General features: G+C 49.7%; 19 protein-coding genes. 9 read left to right on the top strand and 10 right to left on the bottom strand.

The window, feature by feature from the left end:
* Positions 1–75: 75 nt before the first annotated feature.
* Both ACJJJA_RS16110 and ACJJJA_RS16105 read right to left on the bottom strand, forming a co-directional pair.
* Positions 76–1,176: an alpha/beta hydrolase family protein gene (locus tag ACJJJA_RS16110; protein ID WP_444902751.1), complete on the bottom strand. Its 1,101-nt coding sequence runs from the start codon at positions 1,174–1,176 to the stop codon at positions 76–78.
* Positions 1,177–1,600: 424 nt separating this feature from the next.
* The gene (locus ACJJJA_RS16105) at positions 1,601–1,999 is read right to left on the bottom strand and encodes a VOC family protein (RefSeq protein WP_444900271.1); all 399 of its coding nucleotides are present in this window, start codon (positions 1,997–1,999) and stop codon (positions 1,601–1,603) included.
* 442 nt (positions 2,000–2,441) lie between these two features.
* On the opposite strand from ACJJJA_RS16105, the gene ACJJJA_RS16100 reads away from it, so the two are divergent.
* From ACJJJA_RS16100 to ACJJJA_RS16090, 3 genes are all read left to right on the top strand, one after another.
* Positions 2,442–3,524 carry a bile salt hydrolase gene (locus ACJJJA_RS16100; RefSeq protein WP_444902750.1) on the top strand — a complete coding sequence of 361 codons (1,083 nt, stop codon included), beginning with the start codon at positions 2,442–2,444 and terminating at the stop codon, positions 3,522–3,524.
* 74 nt (positions 3,525–3,598) lie between these two features.
* Complete coding sequence (locus ACJJJA_RS16095; protein ID WP_444900273.1) at positions 3,599–4,471, top strand: GNAT family N-acetyltransferase; 873 nt, start codon at positions 3,599–3,601, stop codon at positions 4,469–4,471.
* A gap of 5 nt (positions 4,472–4,476) precedes the next feature.
* A complete protein-coding gene (locus tag ACJJJA_RS16090; RefSeq protein WP_444886764.1) occupies positions 4,477–5,379 on the top strand; it encodes a polysaccharide deacetylase family protein in 903 nt (300 codons plus the stop codon).
* Between the two features lie 147 nt (positions 5,380–5,526).
* Here ACJJJA_RS16090 and ACJJJA_RS16085 read toward each other — a convergent pair whose 3' ends face one another.
* The 4 genes from ACJJJA_RS16085 to ACJJJA_RS16070 form a co-directional block, all read right to left on the bottom strand.
* A complete protein-coding gene (locus ACJJJA_RS16085) occupies positions 5,527–5,820 on the bottom strand; it encodes a YceK/YidQ family lipoprotein (RefSeq protein ID WP_353505491.1) in 294 nt (97 codons plus the stop codon).
* 55 nt (positions 5,821–5,875) lie between these two features.
* Positions 5,876–6,388 (bottom strand): hypothetical protein, encoded by a 513-nt coding sequence (locus tag ACJJJA_RS16080; RefSeq protein ID WP_444902749.1) that lies wholly within the window; start codon positions 6,386–6,388, stop codon positions 5,876–5,878.
* A gap of 296 nt (positions 6,389–6,684) precedes the next feature.
* Entirely contained in the window at positions 6,685–8,157 is a 1,473-nt protein-coding gene (locus tag ACJJJA_RS16075) for an aminoacyl-histidine dipeptidase (protein ID WP_444902748.1), read from the bottom strand.
* Positions 8,158–8,273: 116 nt separating this feature from the next.
* Positions 8,274–10,241: a VacB/RNase II family 3'-5' exoribonuclease gene (locus ACJJJA_RS16070; RefSeq protein ID WP_444902747.1), complete on the bottom strand. Its 1,968-nt coding sequence runs from the start codon at positions 10,239–10,241 to the stop codon at positions 8,274–8,276.
* Positions 10,242–10,591: 350 nt separating this feature from the next.
* On the opposite strand from ACJJJA_RS16070, the gene ACJJJA_RS16065 reads away from it, so the two are divergent.
* Both ACJJJA_RS16065 and ACJJJA_RS16060 read left to right on the top strand, forming a co-directional pair.
* Entirely contained in the window at positions 10,592–11,680 is a 1,089-nt protein-coding gene (locus tag ACJJJA_RS16065; protein ID WP_444886761.1) for a Glu/Leu/Phe/Val dehydrogenase dimerization domain-containing protein, read from the top strand.
* 250 nt (positions 11,681–11,930) lie between these two features.
* On the top strand, positions 11,931–14,750 hold the full coding sequence (locus ACJJJA_RS16060) for a M16 family metallopeptidase (protein ID WP_444902746.1): 2,820 nt from the start codon (positions 11,931–11,933) through the stop codon (positions 14,748–14,750).
* Between the two features lie 135 nt (positions 14,751–14,885).
* Here ACJJJA_RS16060 and ACJJJA_RS16055 read toward each other — a convergent pair whose 3' ends face one another.
* A complete protein-coding gene (locus ACJJJA_RS16055; protein WP_444902745.1) occupies positions 14,886–15,497 on the bottom strand; it encodes a glutathione S-transferase family protein in 612 nt (203 codons plus the stop codon).
* A 90-nt stretch (positions 15,498–15,587) separates the two neighbouring features.
* Between ACJJJA_RS16055 and ACJJJA_RS16050 the strand changes: the two genes are divergently transcribed.
* Positions 15,588–16,949 carry a metal-dependent hydrolase family protein gene (locus ACJJJA_RS16050; protein ID WP_444902744.1) on the top strand — a complete coding sequence of 454 codons (1,362 nt, stop codon included), beginning with the start codon at positions 15,588–15,590 and terminating at the stop codon, positions 16,947–16,949.
* Positions 16,950–17,009: 60 nt separating this feature from the next.
* On the opposite strand, the gene ACJJJA_RS16045 is transcribed toward ACJJJA_RS16050, so the two are convergent.
* From ACJJJA_RS16045 to ACJJJA_RS16035, 3 genes are all read right to left on the bottom strand, one after another.
* Positions 17,010–17,720 (bottom strand): SIMPL domain-containing protein, encoded by a 711-nt coding sequence (locus tag ACJJJA_RS16045; RefSeq protein WP_444902743.1) that lies wholly within the window; start codon positions 17,718–17,720, stop codon positions 17,010–17,012.
* A gap of 401 nt (positions 17,721–18,121) precedes the next feature.
* Complete coding sequence (locus ACJJJA_RS16040; RefSeq protein WP_444902742.1) at positions 18,122–18,868, bottom strand: aspartate/glutamate racemase family protein; 747 nt, start codon at positions 18,866–18,868, stop codon at positions 18,122–18,124.
* A gap of 127 nt (positions 18,869–18,995) precedes the next feature.
* Positions 18,996–20,165 (bottom strand): hypothetical protein, encoded by a 1,170-nt coding sequence (locus ACJJJA_RS16035; protein ID WP_444902741.1) that lies wholly within the window; start codon positions 20,163–20,165, stop codon positions 18,996–18,998.
* A gap of 77 nt (positions 20,166–20,242) precedes the next feature.
* Between ACJJJA_RS16035 and gloA the strand changes: the two genes are divergently transcribed.
* From gloA to ACJJJA_RS16020, 3 genes are read left to right on the top strand one after another with little or no spacing between them, the layout of a single operon-like run.
* On the top strand, positions 20,243–20,683 hold the full coding sequence (gloA, locus tag ACJJJA_RS16030; RefSeq protein ID WP_444902740.1) for a lactoylglutathione lyase: 441 nt from the start codon (positions 20,243–20,245) through the stop codon (positions 20,681–20,683).
* A 60-nt stretch (positions 20,684–20,743) separates the two neighbouring features.
* On the top strand, positions 20,744–21,850 hold the full coding sequence (locus tag ACJJJA_RS16025; protein WP_444889820.1) for a hypothetical protein: 1,107 nt from the start codon (positions 20,744–20,746) through the stop codon (positions 21,848–21,850).
* Complete coding sequence (locus ACJJJA_RS16020) at positions 21,847–22,518, top strand: GntR family transcriptional regulator (protein WP_252082419.1); 672 nt, start codon at positions 21,847–21,849, stop codon at positions 22,516–22,518. The genes ACJJJA_RS16025 and ACJJJA_RS16020 overlap by 4 nt, the downstream gene beginning before the upstream one ends.
* The last annotated feature ends 301 nt before the right edge of the window (positions 22,519–22,819 follow it).

The raw sequence follows: 22,819 nt of genomic DNA, 5'->3' as shown, positions 1-22,819 counted from the left end.
TGTTGACGTTTACGGGTATTCTGACTGTTGCTTCAACTAAGCGATAGTTGGATGGCTGCTATCGCTCAACTTTCATTAAGCTGGTTCTAAGGCTTCTTCATTTGTACAAACTTTAGCTGAGTCCTGCCGTTCAAAATATGACAATAGAAATCTGACTGCTTCCTGATTGTCGAAATAGCGGGAATGTACTTTAGCCGCGATTTTATCTGGAAAAGTGCCATAAGAACGGATTACCCTCTCATAGCAATTATGAGCTTCAGGTACGGCTGAGCCGCTGGCAAACCAGTCGGAGTGGGATTTGATATCAATCCATTCAATCAGATCATCGCGCTGGGATAACTCTAGAACTTCGTTTTGTAGCCATGGGGCCTGTTTACCCAGAACTTCGATTAATGAGCCCATGGTTAGAATTCGCACTGGCGTGCCAAAGGAAGGAAGGTCTGCAAAGAGATCCACAGTAACTACGCTACCAAAGCTATGCCCGACTATTGTAACTGATTCATAGTTTTCTAAGGCTAGGCTGCTTTGCAGTTGCTCGCGCACACGTCTGATAATCTCAAAGCGCACAGCGGGTTTACCTCTGGCCGCGGGCTCATTGGTTAGATAGCGCTTACAAAAATCTGAGATATCAACCAGTAGAGATACGGGCATGAGAGCGACAATCGCTGTTGCCACTGCCCAAATACGCCAGCCACCAATATATTCAACAGATCTTTTCAATTCCTCTACCAGAGAGAAGAATGGATTATCAGCGGCAGGTTCAATAGCTTCAACAAATAGTATAATGGTACCCAGGTACCAAACTATAAAGGCTAGTGCTGACAGAGTTAGCCCAAAGGTGAGGTATTTGCGCCGCAGTACTCCTTTCCAAATATGTAAATTAGCGAGCCAGAACCAGATAAGTGAAAAGCCCCTGGCGAGGCGAGTTTTTAATGTCTGTTGGGTAATACTGGGTACCAGGTCGTTCCAATAAGCTTCAACCAGGTCTAGTTCCATTTCCTGCCCTGCGGAGGTAGCTCGTAAACGCTGAACGCCCGGGGGAATAGTGGGCGCCGCTATGGGGGTGAGTGGTATACGTTCACTCGCGGCAATAAGCCCCTCTGTAAACTCAGACAATTGTGCAGTACTGGTGACACGGGTAAGTCCTGGTACCAGCATTATCAAGTTTCTTTTCATGGTACTTCCAAATGATAGCGTTGAGCCTTGGGCTGCTTCATTCTTTGAGTTAGTGCCCGTAGTTCAGTGGCCTGAAGGGCCCAATATGTTTTGAGTGTTTATTATGTTAAGAAACAAACTTCCTTTTATTCTTTGGCGCACCAGTTTTGGACTGGTTATGCACACTCCGATGCTGAAAATTTGACCTGTAATTAGCTCGGGTTAGATCAAGAGGTATAAAAGTATGGGACTTGGTACATGTAGAGCGAGTCTTGCCCGATTTATATGTGATAGAGAAAGAGAAGTAAACAGTAAGTTTTGTAATAGTATGGCTTCTATACTAACGAATGAATGAGGCGCAGATAGTGAGTTCGGAGAGATTTAAATTGAACCCCTGCCACCATAGTTGGGTGCTAGCAGTGGCAAGTTTGGTAGAAAAAGCAGTTTAATCAACCACTTCTGTTTGTAGCTGGACAAGTATAAACTCATTGCCATACAGGTCTTCAAAATGGGCAAACTCGGCGTTGGAATCTGAGGTCCTAGGCTTAGTAAATTTTACTCCATTATTTATTAGACGCTTATATTCATTATCAAAATCCTCTGTATAAATAACTGCACAGGGTTGACCCGCCGTCTGCCTGCCAACCTGATCCAATTGACTATTGGAGGAGGCTTGTAAGAGCCAAATGCCCATGTCTTTCTGTTCGGGTAGGCGAAGGTGAACGAATCTTAATGGCGGAGCCTCTGAATCAATAAAAACTTCGAAACCAAGTTTGTCGCGGTAAAAATTAATAGCTTCTTCGTAGTCACGAACAAGAATAACTAATCTTCCTATAGTGTTCATAAAATCCCGTCTTTGCTGATTGAATGTTGATAGAAGGGCTTGATATTAACTAGCTTTATTGTACTGAATAATACTGCAGTCAGAATTTGATTAAATCACAACGTAGAATTATATGACAGAAATACTCCTATCGTGCCTAAATACAAGGGATTCTAATTAGATGTATCAAACGGTTGTTGTTCACGTTATCAGATAGTGAGATTCAGGATCGCTTTAAGGCTTGTGGACGATCTTCATAATGAATGTTTAAGCGTCTTTTTATGAGATCAGGGTTAGATGGAAATATTCAGTTAAATCGTTTTCGTCTCTTTCCACATGTTGTCGTTTATTGCTAGCAGCTAAAGCTAGACTTGGCCATTAAAGATGACTTGATCGTTATTGAAATAGGGTTGATTAGTGGTTGATCGGTGTGGTTTTAAAAATTTAAAAGGAAATTAATGGCATGTATATCAGGGAAAAGATGATGGACAATAAATTTGTTCGCGGTTTACTTGGTGCAGCTCTGATCTTGTTTGTTGGGTTGAGCCAAAGCAATGCCAGTGCCTGCACTAGAATTTTTTATGAGGCTGGTGATGGTTCTTATATTACAGGGAGAAGTATGGACTGGAGTGATACCACAGCCGCAATGGACTTTTGGTTGTTCCCAAAAGGGATGCAGAGAAATGGAGGTGTCGGTCAACAGTCGATAACTTGGACTTCGAAGTACGGTTCGGTAGTAATAAGTATTTATGAGGCGGCAACTTCTGATGGCCTTAATGAGGCGGGCTTGGCGGGGAATCTACTTTATCTGGCCGAGGCTGAGTATGGGAACCCTCAAAAGCGCGGAAAACCGACCATTTCAGTGGGAGCCTGGCTTCAATATATGCTGGACAATTATGCAACTGTTGAAGAAGTGGTTACAGCGATGGAGGCAGATCCATTTACTGTGATAGGAGCTGATTTGCCTGATGGTAAGCCCGCTACTGCGCATATTTCAATCTCCGATCCCAGTGGGGATTCTGCGATATTCGAGTATATCAATGGAGCACTACAGGTCCATCATGGCAAACAATATAAGGTCATGACCAACTCTCCGATATATAGCCAACAACTGGCGATTAATACTTATTGGAGCCAGATTGGTGGTGAGAATTTTCTGCCAGGTACCATAACTGCAGCAGATCGTTTTGTCCGTGCTAGCTTTGCCCTTGAGTCATCACCAAATTTTAAAGATCATCGAAAGGCAGTTGCCTCAGTCTTCTCACAAATACGCGCTGTGAGTGTGCCACTGGGGATGAGTGATCCAGGGAAACCTAATATTGCCTCGACCCTGTGGCGTTCAGTGATAGATCAAAAGAGAATGCGATATTACTTTGACACCGTGATTAATCCTTCGGTGGTTTGGTTGGATTTTAGTAATTTAGATTTTAAAAGTGGGGCGAAGGTTTTATCTATGAAGCTGGATACCCCGAGTGATATTGGTGGTGAAATATCTTCGCAGCTTAAGCCGGCAACTCCCTTTAAATTTCTTGCACCAAAGAGTTAACCGGATTTAAAAAGTCACATTTAACTAGATTATAAATGAAGTTGATCTCAGTCTCTTTATAAATAGGGGGGGATATGAAAGATACGATGACTATACGTAATATGCAGCGCCCTGAAGTCGATGTTTTGGTAAATTGGGCAGCTCAAGAGGGCTGGAATCCAGGATTGCATGATGCTGAAACTTTTTGGCAAACGGACTCTAAAGCATTTATCGCTGCACTGGTTCAGGACAAAATGATAGGCGGTGGTGCTATTACCTCGTATGAGGGAATATATGGCTTTATGGGCTTCTTTATTGTGAAGCCAGAGTACAGAGGATTGGGGCTTGGTCGTAAACTTTGGTATTTCCGTCGTCAACGAATGCTTGAAAGGTTAAGCCCAGGAGCTTCAGTGGGGCTGGATGCTGCATTCCAGATGCAGGGTTTCTATGGGGAAGGCGGCTTTAAATTCTCTCATCGCAACTTGCGTTTTAGTATGGCCGTGCCTTTAAAAGTGGCTTCAAATGGTAGTGGAAATTTTGAAATATTACCTCTTGCAGAGATTCCTTTCGATCAGCTTCTTCAATATGACATGACCTGCTTTCCTGCAGGAAGGGAAAAATTCTTGCGTACTTGGCTGAATCAAGAAGGGGCTCAGGCTTTGGGAGTATTGCAATCGGGAACGTTGAAAGGTTATGGGGTAATTCGCCGCTGTGGTGAAGGTTGTAAAGTGGGCCCTTTATTTGCCAATAACGGTCAGTTGGCTGAAGCGCTATTAATTGAATTGACAAAGTTTTCTTCAAGAGGGGCTGTATTTTTGGACGTGCCGGAAAATAATCAAGAAGCCATAGCTTTAGTTAAAAAATATAATATGAAAGAGGTATTTGGTTGTGCGCGTATGTACCTAGGCTCTAAGCCCGATATTGCTCATGAGCGTATTTTCGGTGTAACAACCTTTGAGCTGGGTTGATGATTGTGCGTGACTTAGAAGGCTATGCAGGGCAGCCTCCGGATCCAAAATGGCCGAATGGGGCCAGAATAGCCGTTCAATTTGTACTGAATATAGAGGAGGGCGCTGAATCTTGTGTTTTAAACGGGGATGATCAATCGGAAGCTTACTTACATGAACTCTTCGGTAGGGAGCCGCGTTTAGGGGAAAGAGACCTCAGTGTTGAGAGTATGTATGAGTATGGTAGCCGGGCTGGCGTGTGGCGTATCCTCAATATCTTCAACTCGAACAAACTCCCACTAACGGCCTTCGCCTGTGGGTTGGCACTGGAATTAAACCCAAGTGTGGCACAGGCATTGGTAGCCGCAGGTCATGAAATAGCAGGGCATGGATATCGCTGGTTAGATTATCGCCATATTGATGAAGCCGTTGAGCGAGAGCATATACGAGCAACCCATAAATGCATTGAAAGACTAACTGGAGAGAGAGAAGTTGGTTGGTATATCGGTCGCACTAGTGCTAATACCCGCAAACTTCTAGGGGAAGTTTCCCAAGTCCTCTATAGTTCTGACTCCTACAGTGATGACTTGCCATACTGGAGTTACACCCCAAAGCCTAGGCTAATCATTCCCTATAGTCTTGTGAATAATGATGTTCGATATCTTTTCCCAAATGGCTGCGCTTCGGCAGAAGATTTTTTTCAAATTTTAAAAGATGCTTTTGATCTTCTCTGGCTAGAAGGGGAGAGTCAGGCGAAAATGTTAACGGTTGGTTTACATGGCCGAATCAGTGGCCACCCCGCTCGTGCGATGGCTTTACTCCAATTTATTGACTATATCCAAAATCATGAAAAAGTTTGGATTTGTAGAAGGTCAGATATTGCCAAACATTGGATTTCTCAGCATCCCTCAGCGGGGGGAAGTAGTTAACCTTATTAAGCTCATTGTGTTGTCGAGGTCAATAGGATTTTTCAACTGTCATAGGAAATGTTGTTGATTTATAAGAGGCTGGCAGCTATTGATACTTCATGGGACTGCCAGCGGCTTTTATTCTCTGTTTTTACTTAAATACCATTGCTAATACTGACTGCTGGAGACTGAAATATTTCCGTTCTTCCTCTGCTCAATCATGGTAAATGGAAGCACTATTGTGTCAGTTGCGGTGGAAAAGAGGCTGTCTACGAGATACACGCCGAGAAGTAAGTCGACATTTATTGATTCACTGTCTGAATGCATTTTACATATATTGTAGGAAAGACCGCTGTAGACTCTCGGGATGGATTCACAGTTGGATTTTTGCCGTTTTAAATTTGCAGAAATTTCACGGTCTGTGCTGGAGAGGGTGGTGAAAGTCCCACAGCCCGTTAACATAAGAGAGCAAATTGCTAGACTGATAGTTTTCATTAATATCGTTCCCTGTGAATGTTTAGAATTGATAGCCGAAATGTAGTTTTAGCTCGGTCCCATCTCTGAATGAGCCATCTTTATTAGTTTTTAGGTAGGATTTTCCCAAACTGATACCACCTAAGAGGCTGGCCTCGTCATATCTATTGACGAAGTAAGTGTAAGATCCTGCGATAAAGCTTTCATAACGTCCTTTATATTTGAATTCAGATAATGACTTATTGTTCGGCGATGCGCTGAGAAGATTTGAATTTTCATAAATATAATGTTCCCAATCTAGCTCTTTTGTTCTTATAAGTAAGCCGAGGGAGTGTTTCGGGTTCAAGCTTCTTTCCCATCCAAGGGTTATTCCATACTCTTCATCAAGGTTGTCGGCCAGCCCTCCTCCGATATAAAAAGTGTCGGCCCCATAGGTGTTTGAGTACTTGATACCTAAAAGGCCTCCATATTGTGTGCCTACACCAAAGCTAAAGTGGTTATTCAGATTTGCAGAGGCGAATGCGAAGGAAGGGAAAAGAATACTGGCAAAAATCACACTTTTCGTAGTTCTTCCATGTTGTGTTAAAGCGATTCTATTGACCTAAGGTATTCAAGGGAAGTTCCATAGTGGTTTCTAGAGTAAGAATTTTTATAAAGGCGCTGAGCACTCTTTGGGAAATGAAAAATATTTTATTAATTGATGGGGCAAAAAAGTAAATCAGATTGAGAAAGAAGACTGCTGACTTGATTTTTACTTGTTGGGGGTCGCCTGCCCACTCAGATGATTTGTAGTGGGCAGGCAATAAAAAAGGATGATACTGTTAAAGATAGCTCTATAGGTTGATCGTTCAGCTAGCTACGGGCAGGAATGGCCTGCACAACTTTAATAAAATAATCCCAGAAGTTAGTCACACTCTGGATATGCACTCGCTCTTCGGGTGAGTGGGCGCGTCGGATAGTGGGGCCGAATGAGACCATGTCCCAGTTGGGGTATGGCTTGGCTAAAAGACCGCATTCCAGGCCGGCGTGGATGACTTTTACTTCTGCATGTTCCCCAGTCATTTCCTTGTACACTTCCCGCATCATGGCAAGTAGTGGTGATGTAGGGTTTGGCGTCCAGCCGGGATAGGCATTGCCCAGTTTGGTTTTTGCACCGGTTAGCTCGAATATGGCGGCTACGTCGAGTCCATGGTGGTCTCGGGCGCTGTCGGAGAGGCTGCGCACCAGGCATTGCATCTTTACTTGATGTTGGCCGTTTTCTTCAACAGTTACCACACGAGCCAAGTTGTTGGATGTATCGGCAATGCCATCCAGTGCGGTGCTCATGCGTTCTACACCGTTGGGGCAGGCGCGAATAGCACGGATTAATTTCAGCTGGCTCGCTTCATCCATAACGCTGCTCGGTGCTTCAGCTGCTTCCAAGCAAATCTCCAGCGATGCTTCATTGTCGAATTCGCGTGCAATTTGCGCGCTCTCTTGCTCAACAATTTCCTGTAATTGTTTCTGTGCGTTATTCGGTACAACCAGAGTGCTGAAAGATTCCCGAGGGATGGCATTGCGCAAGCTGCCACCATCGAGGCTGGCAATGCGCAATTGGGGAATGCTTCGCTGAGCGGTATCAATAACACGATTGGCAATTTTATTGGCGTTACCGCGACCTTTGTCAATGTCCAGGCCGGAGTGCCCACCGCGTAGACCGCGTACAGTGAGTTTGAAAGCCTGAGCATCAGCCATCAGAGGCTCGGCGGTGTAGGGTAAGGCTGCATTAACGTCCACTCCACCGGCACAGCCGATGTAGAGTTCCCCCTCATCTTCGGTATCGAGATTTAACAGCAGGTCTGCTTCGAAATAACCTGGCTTAAGATTTTTCGCTCCGGTCATACCCGCTTCTTCATCAATAGTCAGCAGTGCTTCCAGGGCTGGGTGCGGGATATCTGTAGATTCCATCAGGGCGAGGATGGCAGCTACACCGATGCCGTTATCGGCCCCCAGGGTGGTGCCTTCTGCGGTTACCCACTCACCATCGATATAGGGTTTGATGGGGTCCGTCAGAAAATCGTGATCAGTATCGGCATTTTTCTGCGGCACCATATCCACATGGCTTTGCAGTGCCAGTGTCTGGCGGTTTTCCATGCCGGGGGTAGCCGGCTTCTTGAGAATGACATTGCCAATTTCGTCGAGCTGAACTTCTAAGCCGCGATTCTTGGCAAATTCCACAATGTGTTCGACAACGCGGTCTTCATGCTTGGATGGGCGGGGAATTTCACAGAGTTTGGCGAAGTGTTGCCATAGCGGTTTAGGGTTCAGCTCAGCAATATTGCTCATTGGTGGCCTCGGGCATTGTTATGGGTTGGTTTTATGCTCTGCGTTTAAATTGGCGCAGCTAGGGCATAACAGTAAAGAGCCCGGCGGGTGCCGGGCTCTTTGGGGTTCTGCTTGGCTTAATTCTCTATAGCCATTTCGTTTGCTGAAGTTTCAGGTAAGAGCTCCAGGGAGATGCGGCGTTTATCGACATCTACAGAGGAAACTTTAACGCTGATAGTTTGTTCCAGCTGGTAGCTCTGTTCGTTGTAGGTAAGGGTAAGGTGCTTGCCGTCAAAATTCGGCAGATTCTTTTTATCCCCATTTAGGCGAACAAATCCATCAATACCAAATTCGTCCAGGCGCACACCGAGACCGGCGCCATTGACCAGGGTGATCTTGCCGCTGAACGCCTGTCCAACCTTGTCCTGCATAAATTGGGCATAAAGCCATTGCTCGAGCGCACGATTGGCCTGGCGGCCGCGGGTCAGGCTGTCCTGCAGGGCTTCGATCTGCTCGTCACTAAGCGCCGTAGCAGGGCCGTCTTGTTGGGCGGCACGCAGTACCCGGTGGTTATGCAGGTCGTTGTATTTGCGAATGGGGGAGGTCGCAGTGGCGTAGGCTTCAAGGCCCAGACCTAGGTGCGCTCCCGCTTTGTTGTCGAGTTGGCCGGGGCGCAGCATGCGCTTCAGAATCGACAACAGGTTTTGCATCTGTGCATCGCCATGACTTTCCAGATACTTAACCAGGGCTAGGTAATGTGGCAATTCGCCGAGGTCTTGCCCTGCATGCTCCGGTAGTAACTCTTTGAGTAGGCTGCGTACCTCACCCATGCGCTCCTCGCGAAAACCCAGGTGTACCGAGAAGCAGCCCTGTTGCAGCTCAGCCAGTTTGCCGCCAATGCTGATATTTGTGGCGAGCATGGCTTCTTCCACCATGCGCTGTGCAATATTGCGCTCCTGCTTTTCGATACGAGCGATCTTGCGCTTGTCGTCGAGGTGAATCTCGTAATCGGGGCGGTCTTCCATCGCCAGGGAGTGATTTGCACGATAGGCAGAGCGAGCTTCAAAAACGGCAGCCAGGTTGTGCAGGCTCTGTTTTTGCTCTTCCGGTACGGCGGATTCGTCGCCCTCAATGAACTGGCTCACTTGGATGTAGCTCAGCTTGTGCTGGGAGCGAATCGCAGCAAATTCATAGCGGCTCTCGCCCAGGCTGCCATCACTGTTGATATCAATATGAACCACCAGGGCCGGGCGCAGTTCTCCGGGTACCAGCGAGAACAGGTTTTCACACAGATTACGCGGCAGCATGGGTAGGGTTTCACCGGGCAGGTATTGGCTGTGAGCGCGCTCGAACGCTTCTTTGTCCAGGGGGCTGCCGGTTTCTATCACACTGGAGGGGTCGGCGATGGCGATATGTAGGGTCCAGCCTTCGTTGCGAGTGGTGACGGCGAGGGCGTCGTCCATATCGCGGGTACTTTCCGCATCGATTGTGGCAAAGCCCAGTTCAGACAGATCCTGGCGCTCGGAGATCACTTCGTCGAGTTGAGCGCTGATTTCTTGCGCCTGGGCCTGCGCAGGCTGGCCAAACTGCTCAGGCAATTTGAATTGCGCTACTACATAAGCATGCTCAATACCGGGGATATCGGGCTTGCCAATGACCGTTTCCACTTTTGCCTGGGCGCGGCCATCTTTGAACGGGTGTCGATTGATTTTACAGGCGATAAACTCTCCCGGCTGTGCTTTACCGCGGGCCTTGGGAGGCAGGAAAATCCAGCGCGACAAGCCGTTCTGGCTGGGCTGGATAAAATGCCCCTGGCCTCGTTGGACATATTGCCCAACCAGATAGTCGAGTTGGCTTTCGATCAGGGTATCCAGCTCAGCGCTGAGCTTGCCTTTTTTCTCTTCCGTGAGGCTGACGCGGACACGATCACCTGGGAAAACCCGTTCCATCTCATTGGGAGGTAAAAAAGCCTCGCGTCCATCTTCTAGCTCCACAAAGCCAAATTTGCCGTTGCTGCCGCGAACCCGGCCCTCGGCAAACTCCTTACTGGAGCGAATATCTGTTTTCAGTTGTGAAAGTTGTTTCAGAGCGTCGGCATTCAGCATCGAGTTGATCTCTCGGGGGTCGATTTAGGCGCGGATTCTACCAGACCAGAATGAAGCGGGTAACAGGGGGCTAAAGAAGGAGAAATCATATCCGTTTGATTAAGCGCAAAGATGCCGGGTTGAAGGGGCAGTCAAGATCGATGACTGTATGGCCCAGTATATTTCCGCAGGGGCCGCTGTCCTAAAAAAAAATAATTCGTGTGAGGATTTAGCTATTACAGCGCTGTTCTGTGCAAAATATGCAAACTTTATCTGCCGAAGCTAGATATAATCTTACCCCTAAATAAAAACAGATAAGGGCTGTGGTTGTTCCCCAGCTGTAGAACCGGCCTTCCGGAGAGGAACAGTTAATGAGTATTTTTTCCCATTCCGCCTACGATAAGCACGAACAAGTGGCGTTTTACCAAGATGCTAAGAGTGGTCTCAAAGCAATTATCGCGGTACACAATACGAATTTAGGTCCCTCCCTGGGTGGTTGCCGCATGTGGCCATACGCCGATGACGGCGAGGCTCTGAATGATGTTCTGCGTCTTTCACGAGGCATGACCTACAAGTCTGCTATGGCTGGCTTGAAGCTGGGTGGCGGCAAATCCGTCATTATTGGCGATCCGCGTAAGGAGAAGACTCCCGAGCTGCTGCGCGCCATGGGTGAGTTCATCAATACCCTGGGCGGCCGCTATATTACCGCAGAGGATTCCGGCACCAGTGTTGCCGACATGAGCGTAATTGGCGAGACCACCGAGTATGTGTCCGGTCTGTTCGCGGGTTCTGAATTCGGCGGTGACCCCTCTCCCTCCACTGCATATGGAGTGTTTGTCGGCCTTAAGGCTGCTGTCGAACACCGCTGGGGCAAAACCGACCTTACGGGTCTGAAGGTCTCTGTTCAGGGGGTGGGCAACGTGGGCTTCCGCCTGGGTAAACTACTGAAAGACGCCGGTGCAGAACTGTTTGTGACCGATATCTTCCAGGACAATATCGACCGTGCGGTAACTGAGCTGGGTGCTATTGCCGTGACCGCAGATGAGATCTTTGATCTGGATGTGGATCTGTTTGCTCCCTGCGCTATGGGTGCCATCCTCAATGATGACACCATTTCCCGCCTGAAGGTGGGTGCTGTGGCCGGTGCAGCCAATAACCAGCTGGCCGAGGAGCGCCATGCAGCGGCTCTGCGCGAGAAAGGCATTCTGTATGCGCCAGACTATGTGATCAACGCCGGTGGCATTATTGATGTTTACTACCAGCAAAAAGGTGACTACGACGCCGCAGAGGTGAAGGCCCATATCGAAGAAATCGGCAGCACCATGAAAGAAGTGTTTGTGCGTGCAGACGAGACTGGCGAGACCACAGCGCATGTGGCCGACCGTATTGCTGAAGAACGCTTCGGACACCACTCTGTGACTGGTGATACGGAGAACAAATCCGGCACCGTGGCAGCATAACTTAATTCGGCACGGGAGATGTGCCGATGACCTGATCCCTGGCGATTGGCATCATCGCTTCTCTCTGTGATGTATTTATTTGGGCACTTTAGTGCCCATTTTTTTGTCTCAAGATTGATGTAGTGACCTGGTGCCTCATTCTGGTGTCAGGTTTTTGGTTCGTTACTGCGGAGGGCGAGCCGGTAAATGGATTGGATACTGGCCTAAACTTGCCATCCTGAATCCGCGGTTATTACTAGGGAGTGACAATATGGACTTGCGTCCAGTGTTCTTCAGTGTCGTTATCGCTACTGCCGGTCTTGCCGGCTGTAATCAGTCTACCGATGATACCCCCCACGCTCTTTCCGTGGACAAGGAAGCCGCAGCCAGCAGCAAAGATGCGGCTACGGATCAGAAAGCATTCGTACCGCCTCCTCAGCTGGATATTCCCTTTCACAAGGAAGTTTTGCCTAACGGACTGACCGTTATTGTGCACGAGGATCGCAAGGCCCCGGTTGTCTCTACCAACATCTGGTACAAGGTGGGCTCCAAGGATGAGCCGAAGGGTAAAACCGGCTTTGCGCACTTATTTGAACACCTTATGTTCAATGGCAGTGAGAACTTTCCCGGCGAATACTTTGAACCCTTTCAGCGCTCCGGTGCTACCGATATGAACGGCACCACGAGTAACGATCGCACCAATTACTTTGCCACAGTTCCCAAGGGGGCTCTGGATATGGCTCTGTGGATGGAGTCTGACCGGATGGGCCACTTCCAAGGCGCTATTACCCAGGAGGTGCTGGATGAGCAGCGCGGAGTGGTGAAAAACGAGAAGCGCCAGGGAGAGAATGCGCCCTACGGCAAGGCTTTTGACATTATTGCCAAAAGTACCTTCCCTGCGGATCACCCCTATTCATGGACACCTATAGGTTCCATGGAAGACCTGGATAATGCCAGCCTTGAAGATGTAAAGAAGTGGTTTGCAGATCACTATCAACCCGCCAACGCTACCCTGGTTATTGCCGGTGATATCAGTGTTGATGAGGCGATGGCCAAGGCGCGCAAATATTTTGCTGATATTCCCAGTACTAAAGTGCAACCTCGAATCAAAAACTGGGAGTTACCCACCCAGGTGAAAAAGCGCGAAGTTGTTCACGACCAAGTACCGCAAACCCGTATTTACAAGGTTTGGAATGTCCCCGCCATTGGTAGTGAGGAAGAGCATGCCCTGGAGCTGATGACTTCGCTGCTGGCAAATCGTAAAAATTCCTTGTTATATCGCCGATTGGTTCGGGATGAAAAAGTAGCAACCAGTGTGAGTGCTTTTTACTACGGTCGCCAGTTGGCAGGTCAGCTGATTATTGTGGTGGATGTGAAGCCGGGGCAGTCTGTCGATAAAGTGGAAAAGCTTTTAGATAAAGAGTTGCAGCAGTTTGCTAAAAACGGCGTCAGCGCAGAAGAGCTGCGCCGGGTTAAGCAGGGTGAATTCGCCAGCCTGGTAAAAGGATTGGAAAAAACCGGTGGCTTTGGTGGTAAGAGCGATATCCTCGCCCGTTCGGAATTTTACTATGACGATCCCGGCGCACTTCTGAAGGGTGTTGAAGAGTATGCCAAGGTTTCCGCTCGTGAGGTGCAGGATGTAGCAGAGCAGTGGCTGAAAGATGACTCTTACACTTTGATTATCCAGCCTCAGCAGCAGTTTACTGCAGCCGCCGAGGGGGCAGACCGCAGTAAGCTCCCGGAGGTGGATAAAAATGTAGAGTTGGAGTTACCTAAGCAGCAGAACTTTACCCTGAAAAATGGTCTTCGGGTTGTTTTGGCTGAGCGCCACGATACGCCGGTTGTGTTGATGAATCTGCAATTTCGCAGTGGTGCCTCAGCAGACAAAAGTAAACCCGGGCTCGCTTCAGTTGCGGCACAAATGTTGAATGAGGGCGCCGGCAATCTCGATAGCCTGGAGTTTAGCGCCAGAGCTGAGGAGCTAGGGGTAAGTATTGGTGGTGGCAGTGGTTTGGATTACAACTCCATCAGTATGAGTGCCCTTAAGTCACAGTTGAAACCCTCACTGGAGTTATTTTCCAAGGTGGTTACCGAGCCCCGTTTCCCCGAGTCCGATCTCGAGCGGGTAAAGTCCAATCGCCTGGATGCCATCGCCCAGGAAAAGGCACAACCCCAGGGATTGGCACTGCGTGAGTTACCGCCACTGCTCTTTGGTAACGAGCATCCCTATGGCGCCCCCTTGACCGGCTCTGGCACACCTGAAGGCATTAAGTCGATCACTCGCGAAGATCTGGTGAACTTCCAGAATACCTGGGTGCGTCCCGATAACGCCACTCTCACCATTGTTGGTGATGTAACAGAAAAAGAGATCGAACCGCTCCTCAATGAAACTCTGGGTGGCTGGAAAGCGCCTAAAGAGGAGTTGCCACAAATTGATGTGGCCAAGGTGGCGCGTCCGGAAAAGGCCAGGGTTTACCTCCTGGATCGTCCAGGCGCCCAGCAAAGTTTCATCATGGCTGGATTGGTGATGCCGCCTTGGCAGCCGCAGGGTGCTGAAGCTTTTGATGCGATGGCCAATACGATCGCTGGTAAGTTTACCTCGCGGGTTAATATGAACCTGCGTGAAGACAAGCATTGGTCCTACGGCGCCCGAGCGGTTTCCATGGATACGGAAGGTCAGCGGCCTTACATTCTGTTTGCCCCAGTGCAGACCGATAAAACAGCCCCGGCCATCAAGGAATTAATCAAAGAATATCAAGAGTATTTGACTGACCGCCCCATTACCGAGAAGGAGTTGGAGGACTATCGAAACGATGAAGTGCTAAAACAGAGTGCACGCTTCCAAACCAAAGGGCAGTTATTGTCCAGTATCAACTGGCAGGTGGAAAAAGGCTTGCCGGAAGAATACATTGCTGATTATCCCCAAAGGGTGGCCGCTTTGAATAAGGAGCAGGTAGAGTCCTCTGCGCAAGAGTTTCTTGCACCAGATCAATTTACTTGGGTCATTGTTGGCGATCTGGAAAAGATTAAGGGAGAGGTTGAAGCCCTGGATATTGGTCCTGTAGAGGTACTGCCCGCAAAAGATCAATAAAAAATTGATGTCATACTAAAAACGCCCCGGTTTCTTATAAACCGGGGCGTTTTTTATGGGCGTTTAGTGGTTTTTTTCAAAACCTGATACCCTCCACTGGACAGGCTATTCCGAATAGTTTTTCAGAAATTTACCTCAGGCCTTGAAGCTTGGGCGCTGCTTGAGCTGCTCACGCCAGCGGATCAGGTGGGGGTGTTTTTCGGCATCCGGGCGTAGATTCTGTACTTTGCCAAAATCGAGACTGCACACCATGCTGATATCGGCTACTGAAAAATAATTTCCAACCAGAAATTCATGATCAGAGAGGTGGTCGTTTAGGGCCCCCATAAATTTTATCGCGCGTTTACCCGAATCCTCGCCGAATTCAGGATAGACGTTCATGCGGTCTTTGAAAAAGCCAGAAACGTGTTGGAAGCACATTCCTACTGGAAACATTAAGTTGAAGTCGGCACGGCGATTCCACATTTCCACTAGGGCTTTTTCTTTTGCATCGCGGCCAAAGAGTACCGGCTCCGGGTGTAGTTCTTCGAAGTATCGTTGAATCGCTACGGACTCAGAGATATAAGCGCCATCATCCAGTTCCAATACGGGAACTTTCTTGTTGATATCTTTACTGCGATATTCGGGGCTGAGGTTTTCGCCCTTGGTAATATCTACATGGGTAAATTCAACTTCGATGCCTTTTTCCGCAAGATACATGCGAACTCGACGACAATTGGGGGCGCTTGCAAACTCATAGATCTTCATAGGGCTTCCTCTCGCCTCGGCGATTGCGTTAAATTGAGCAGCTGTCCATAAAAACATTACAAATCTAAAAGAGACTTACTGGTGACGACAATGACCACAAGTTCCAAGAGAGGCTGCTTCTTTCGCCGCACAGTCACGGCGCTGGCTGTTTTTGCCGGTCTGTTTTGCCAGCAGGCTACTGCTGAAGAACTCGCTATTTATGCGGGGAAACTCTTCAATAGCAGTAATGGAAAACTGTTAGAGAATCGCACCATTCATATTGTGGATGGCCGTATTGAATCCGTACAAAAAGGGTTTGCCAAGCGGGAGCGAGAAATTCTTGTCGACTTGCGCAATTACACTGTGCTTCCAGGGTTGATGGATATGCACAGCCACCTCACTTATGAGTTTGGTCCTCGTGCTTATACGGAATCTTATACCTGGAATCCGGCAGATTTCACTCTGCGCGGTGTCGATGCGGCCAGCCGTACCTTGCAGGCGGGCTTTACCACCATCCGCAATCTGGGTGATCACGATAATGTTACCGTCAGTCTGCGGCGAGCGATTGAAGCAGGCACTATTGAGGGACCGAGGATTTACACTGCGGGAAAATCTATCGCAACCACCGGTGGTCACGCTGATCCCACGAATGGTCGCCGCCATGACTTAGTAGGGAATCTCAGTCCGGCCGATGGTGTTGTGGATGGGCCTATTTCCGCGCGCAAGGCGATTCGTCAGCGCTATAAGGATGGTGCAGACCTCATCAAAATCACTGCTACTGGCGGGGTGCTGAGCGTTGCCAAAAGTGGGCAAAATCCACAATTTATGCAGGATGAGTTGGAGGCAATTGTTGCCACTGCCAAAGATTATGGCTTTACCGTGGCGGTGCATGCCCATGGCAAGGAAGGCATGATTCGAGCTATTCGCGCCGGTGTGAACTCCATTGAGCACGGCACCTACATGGATGAAGAGGTGATGGATCTCATGCGTAGGAACAACACTTGGTTTGTTCCGACTTTGATGGCCGGAGAGTGGGTAACTGAGAAATCTGCGATCGATGGTTTTTTGCCCGAAATTGTTCGTCCTAAGGCCGCCACTATGGGGCCTCTAATGCAAGAGACTTTTTCCAAGGCATATAAACGCGGAGTTAAAATTGCCTTTGGGACCGATACCGGTGTGACCCGGCATGGAGAGAATGCACGGGAATTTGTCTTGATGGTACAGGGGGGAATGACTCCTGCCGACGCCATCCGCTCTGCAACCTGGAATGCCGCACAATTACTGCAGATTCAAGACGAGCTTGGCAGTATCAGCGAGGGCAAACTCGCGGACATCATTGCGGTTGCAGGAAACCCTCTGGAGGATATCTCCGAATTGCAACGGGTGCAGTTTGTCATGAAGGAAGGCAAGGTTTTCAAATACCCCAGCGAGCCGGCAGTGGAGGTATTTCTGGAGCATGAGGGGAATGGTTGACAGTTGTGAGTAGAATACCGGCACCGCATAGAATTGCGGGGCCGGTATAGAAGCAATTGATTATTTCAGCTCGAAGACCAGGTCCAAATTGACAGTTACGGTAGTCTCACCAGGGGCTATAGGGGTTGAAGCACTGTCTTTCATTGACTCCATCTGGCCCCTTAACATCATAGGGCGGGGCATGCCGCCGCTACCCTGTTCAGAAATACTCACGATTCGACGAACCTTCATGCCCAGTGCTTTAGCGTAAATAGTCGCGCGCTCCTGGGCATCCAATAGGGCTTTTTCGCGAGCCTCAGCTTTTACTGGTTCTGGCTCGCCAATCTCAAAGCTGGGACCGTTAATTTGGTTGGCCCCGGCGGCGGTGAGGTCGTCCAGTACACCTCCCAGCTCACCCAATTTGCGCACTTTGATGTTGAGGGTATTTCGCGCAGTATAGCCGACGATTTTGGGCTTCTGATCTCTCTGATAATGGTAGCGGGGAGAAAGACTGACGCCGCTGGTTTGAATATCTTTCTTGGCAATACCGGCTTTCTTAATCGCTTTCATTAGCGTAGCCATTTGTTCGGCATTATCTTGCATGGCTTGTTTGCTGTCGTCTGCCTCAGTTACCACGCCTACAGACAAATTGGCAACATCGGGAGCCTGTCTTGCCTCACCTTGAGCCGCAATAGAGACCAGGGTTCCCCGTTCGGAGGGAGCCTGCCCATTTCCGCAAGCGGCGATAAGCAGAGTAAGTACTGTGATTGTCGAGAATTTTACTAACTTCATGATTTTTCCTTATCAATCGCTATGGATTTGGCATCACTCCGATGCATTAGGCGCCAAATACTATCAGTGCCTTTCTGAACCGTAGCTGAGCAAGAAGGTCAGCATAACGGATCATCGGGGAGCTGTAGACAAGCTGCTTGGCAATATTGGCTTGCCACCTGGCCGGGAAAGTGCTGCCAGCTTAATCAGAGCTAAATTTCTTCTGATAAGTTTCATCTTTCTTGGGAGAAAACAAAACTCAGGAGAAGAAGGTATCGACGTCTGTTAGAAACACGTGGCTGCATTCGTTTTTAGGATACTTAATCGCAGGCTGTATCTGGCTGGCTAAATCCAACCTCCGTAATTCTTTGAGCTAGAGCTATCGGGAGAGTAGAGATTATAAGGAAGTCTTGGAAGAAGACTCAGTCAGTGTGCTCTATTCGCCTGGAGAGGCTATCGGGGAGGCCCAATGTGTCTTTCGCGGGCGGACGGGCGAAACCACCTGCGCGGGCAATACCTGGGTTGAGCCGTACAAGACCCTCTGCTTGCACGACAGCGGCAGGGACTGGATCGACCACAGGAATCGGCAGCCTGTCAGAAATCTTTGTGGCAAGACCGGCGAGCGGTCCTCCAGCGAGGATGGCGACATCTGCCCGGTCAGTATATGCAGCTTCTTCTACGAGCTGAACCAAGCTCTCGCTAAGCTCTTCCTGTACAGTTTCGATTGATTGGAAACACTCGCTAGGTAGGCGAATGCCGGTGAAGCGATTTTCGAGACCGGCACGCAGCACACCATCACGAAACCAGTCCGCCAAACTATCGCTAAATGTGACTATCGAGAAGCGCTGGCCAAGTGCACAAGCGGTCAGCATTGCCGCCTCGGCAACACCGATCACGGGAATGTCGAATAACTGACGCGCACCAATGAGACCTGGGTCCCCGAATGCAGAGATGATGACTGCGTCTACCTGTGTGTGGTGTTCAGCAATTGTCTCGAGGATATCACTAGCGATAATTTCGGCCTCGACCCGGCTCGAAATATAAGGAAAGCCGATCTTGGCGGTGGTCGCTACGATTTTGGTGCGCGGAGATGCAACCCTTTGTGCGGCGCCCGCCATTAGTGACGTCATAGATTCTGTGGTATTTGGGTTGAGGAGAAGCAGCTTCATGATTAGGTCCGGACTCTCCCGCTTTTAAGGTTACATCGTCCGCAAAAGTATGGATCAAAGTATTGAACAATAGAGGCTGCCGGCTGGCTTAGCCTGTTAATCAGCATAACAGTGCCCGCGAATTTATTTAGGGGGAGTCAAAAACCTGCTGATAAGTTTCATTTTCGTCATGGTAGATAGCAAAGCCCAGGCGCAGTAGATGTTGGCGCCTGTCGCAAAGGACTGCTCGGGCTTTCAGCTCTTTTTGTAGCTTTTCTGAGTTTTCTGTTGTGCCGCAATCGAACGTGAAAAAGTGGCCATGGCCCTCCTTCAGGTCGTGGTGAATTAGGCGCTCCCGGTTGAGTAGAGGGTGGCTGTTTTTGTCCATTGTGTTCAGGAAGCGGCTTTGGGCATTGAGGACATAGCGGTGGATTTTATCTACGGTGATACCTTCGCGTCGGAATAGATCGAAAATGGAAAGACCCTTGTACAGGCAGGAATAATCCATAGTTGCCCCGGCAAATCTCAGCCAGTTGTCCGCATAGCTGACATGGCCACGGCGATTTTCAGGCTCCGCAATTTCGGCAAACCAGCCGGTATTTAGTGGTCGTAGGGAGTAGTTGCGAGGAATGCTCATAAAACACAGCCCTTCGCCGGCACCCAGGTATTTATACGAGCCGGCAGTAAAAAATGCTTTGTCAGCAATACCACTCAGGTCGATTGGGCGGGCAAAAAACCCATGGTAACCGTCGACTACAAACTGGGTTTGGGTTGGCTTCTGCTCGACGATTCGCAATAGGTCGGGGAATACCACGCCAGAATCGAAAAACACCAGGCTGGCATAAGCCAGTTGGTAGTCTCCCGTATGCAGTTCCTGCTCAAAGCGCTCTGCCAGGGTGGAGAAGGGGTGTTTGGGTATACGGGTTACTTGTATGTTGGGCAATTCTTCCAGCCGCTGCAGCTGGCGGGTGAAGCTGTAAAATTCTCCATCTGTAGTGAGGATATGCAGGGGTTCAGTGATGGGAAAGGCACTAAGTAGCCGGTAGACAAGCTCGTGGGTATTGGGGGCAATAGCTATTTGAGAAGCGTCGGGGAGGTTTAGTGTTCGCGCGACGGCACTTTGCCAGGCGGGTATTTTTTCCTGGAAAATAGGTCCCCACTTGTCATCGGCGAGCAGTGCCGCATCCTGCCAGTATTGTTGGACTGCCTCCAAGGTCACATCGGGCCAGTAATGGTGGGAGTGACAGGCCATGTGCAGCATGGAGGATGGGCTGCCGCTGGGTGCTTGAGAAAATGCACGATAGAATTTTTTATACATTTGCTTTTCGCGAGGCGAAGCTGAATTATTTATTATTCCCCGCGATTGTAGATCCTGGCAACAGGAAGGAGTAGAGGGTGAGATACCTGCACACAATGGTCCGTGTGGCCAACCTGGAAGAATCCTTAAAGTTTTACTGTGAGAAGTTGGGCTTGCAGTTGGTACATCGCAAAGATTATGACAAAGGGCGTTTCACCCTGGTATATCTTGCGGCCCCTGAGGATGTCGATAGTGCTCGCCAGTATAAAGCGCCCACGCTGGAACTCACTTACAACTGGGATTCGGAGTCCTACAGTGGCGGGCGAAACTTCGGCCACCTGGCTTATGGAGTGGATGATATCTACGCCGTCTGCCAGAGAATGATGGATGCGGGGGTTACGATCAATCGTCCCCCTCGCGATGGCCATATGGCCTTTTTCCGTTCGCCGGACGGTATCTCAATTGAACTGTTACAAAATGGCGAGCCCCTGGAACCGAGGGAACCCTGGAAGTCGATGGAGAACAGCGGCGAGTGGTAATTGGCCCTGGCAAGGCTCTCATTTGACTTTGGCTTTTAGGTAAATTGATAAGGAATTTATGTGAAGAACCGCAGTTGCATTTTACTGGCCGGCGCCAAAGCGGCGCGTAGGGTTCGCGAGGAGGGATTACATCAAGGGCAGTTCTCAACCTTGGTGGGAGCTTCTGGGGGCCCCAAGTGGCTGGTTATCAGTCAGCTGGATCGGGTTCTTATGGGGGCTTTTTTCAAAGGTCGCAGTGAGCCTATTGCGACGCTGGGTTCATCAATCGGTAGTTTTCGCAATATGTGCTACGCCATGGAGAATCCTTTGGCGGCGCTGGAACGTCTGGAATATGGGTATATTCACCAGAGCTACGGCGATACCAAGCCTACCCCGGCTGAGATTACGGCGACGGGTGGCGCGATTCTTCAGGAAGTGTTAGGGGAAAGTGGTGCGCGCGAGGTGGTGGAGAATCCCTTGTGGCAGAGTCACTTCGTGACAGCGCGTGGGCGTGGCCCCCTGGCAAGTGAAAAGCGAGCTATTCTGGCCCCGGCGCTCTTTACGTCTGCGTTGGTCAATGCGGTTTCCAGACATAGCCTTAAAGCCTTCTGGGAGCGCGTAGTGTTTCACTCCCGGGCCCAGGCCACTGTGAAGTTTGGCAATCTGAGTACGGCGAATGCCCCCCTCACTCCGGAGAATGTCCGTGAGGTGGTGCTCGCCAGTGGTTCTATACCACTGGTAATGGCGGGTGTGCGCAACCCGGCTGGCGCACCCTTGGGAAATTATCGCGATGGCGGGATTACAGACTACCACTTTGATTTGCGCTTCAGCCATCCACGTGGATTAGTGCTCTACCCGCATTTCTTCCCGTTTATGGTGCCCGGTTGGTTCGACAAGGGGTTGTCCTGGCGACGTGTGCGTGGCGATGCCATGATGTCGACACTACTGATCGCACCGTCGCCGGGGTTTGTGGAGCGATTACCATTTGGCAAGATCCCGGATCGCAACGACTTTTATAAGATGCCCTCGGATGAGCGTGTGCGCTATTGGAAAAAAGTGGTGGAAATGAGCCGGCAGGTGGCAGACGACTTTTATGAAATCTGGCAGACCGGCCGGGTAGCAGATCATCTTATCGAAGTGGGTTCCGATGATTTGCCCCACAAGTTGCAACAGGTTGGGGCCGCATGAAGATGGCACCGGAATTTAGCCCTCCGCAGGAGGAGTTTCGCACTACCCAGGAGCGTGTGTATTTTCAGGTGCGAGATGCCATTCTGCGTGGCAAGTTTTTGCCGGGGCACCCGGTCACTATCCGGGGTTTGGCGGCGGACTTGAATTGCAGCCCGATGCCTGTCCGTGAGGCCTTGCGGCGCCTGACCTCGGAGCGAGCGCTAGAGCTGTCTGATACCCGCCGTGTCACTGTGCCCACCATGACGCCAGAAAAGCTCGCAGAGATTTGTGCGGCACGGGTTGCGCTGGAGTGTCAGGCCGCAGAGCAGGCGCTGCCCTTTGTAGGACGGGGGGCCCTCGAGCGGTTACGACAGCTAGATGCTCGAGTCACTAAAGCGCTCAGAGAGAAGGATATCGAGGAGTATGTGACGGCCAATCTCGATTTCCACTTTACCCTCTATCGCCTGGGGCATCCCCATATCATCCTCTCGCTGATAGAGAGCCTATGGCTGCAAACAGCTCCCTTGCAGCACCTGGTGTTCCAGCGCTTCGGTGTACAAGAGTTGCCGGACCGTCACGAGGACCTGCTTGGTGCGATTGCCGATGGCGATGTGGCGCGAGTGCGCCTTGCTATTCGTCAGGATATTGAGGAGGGGCTCGGCTCAATTCCCGCCGAAGAATTACTCTAGGGCTTGGGCAGGCGCTTTTACAGCCATATTTATAGGAGCCAGCCCAGGCCAACAAGCCCGACCTTTTTAGCCATCTTGATAGGTCACTGTGAGAGTCTTCACGTATCCCTGTTGTAAGGGTTCTTGTTGCCGCAATTTCAGGTCAGGATTTTCTACAAGCTAAGGGTAACTGCGGTTCTGGACCCTATTGTTACCCTGAGGCATAGATAGATCTTGCGCTTCCGTCAGTCTCGCCACTAGAATGTGATCACAAATTTTGGAAGCAATACCCTGTCCGGCAAGGCACGTTAATGGGCTCCGG

The organism is Microbulbifer mixtoriginis (SeqCode), from assembly GCF_052466865.1.
Note: the sequence above shows the minus strand (reverse complement) of the source record. Positions and strands in the feature narration are given on the sequence as shown.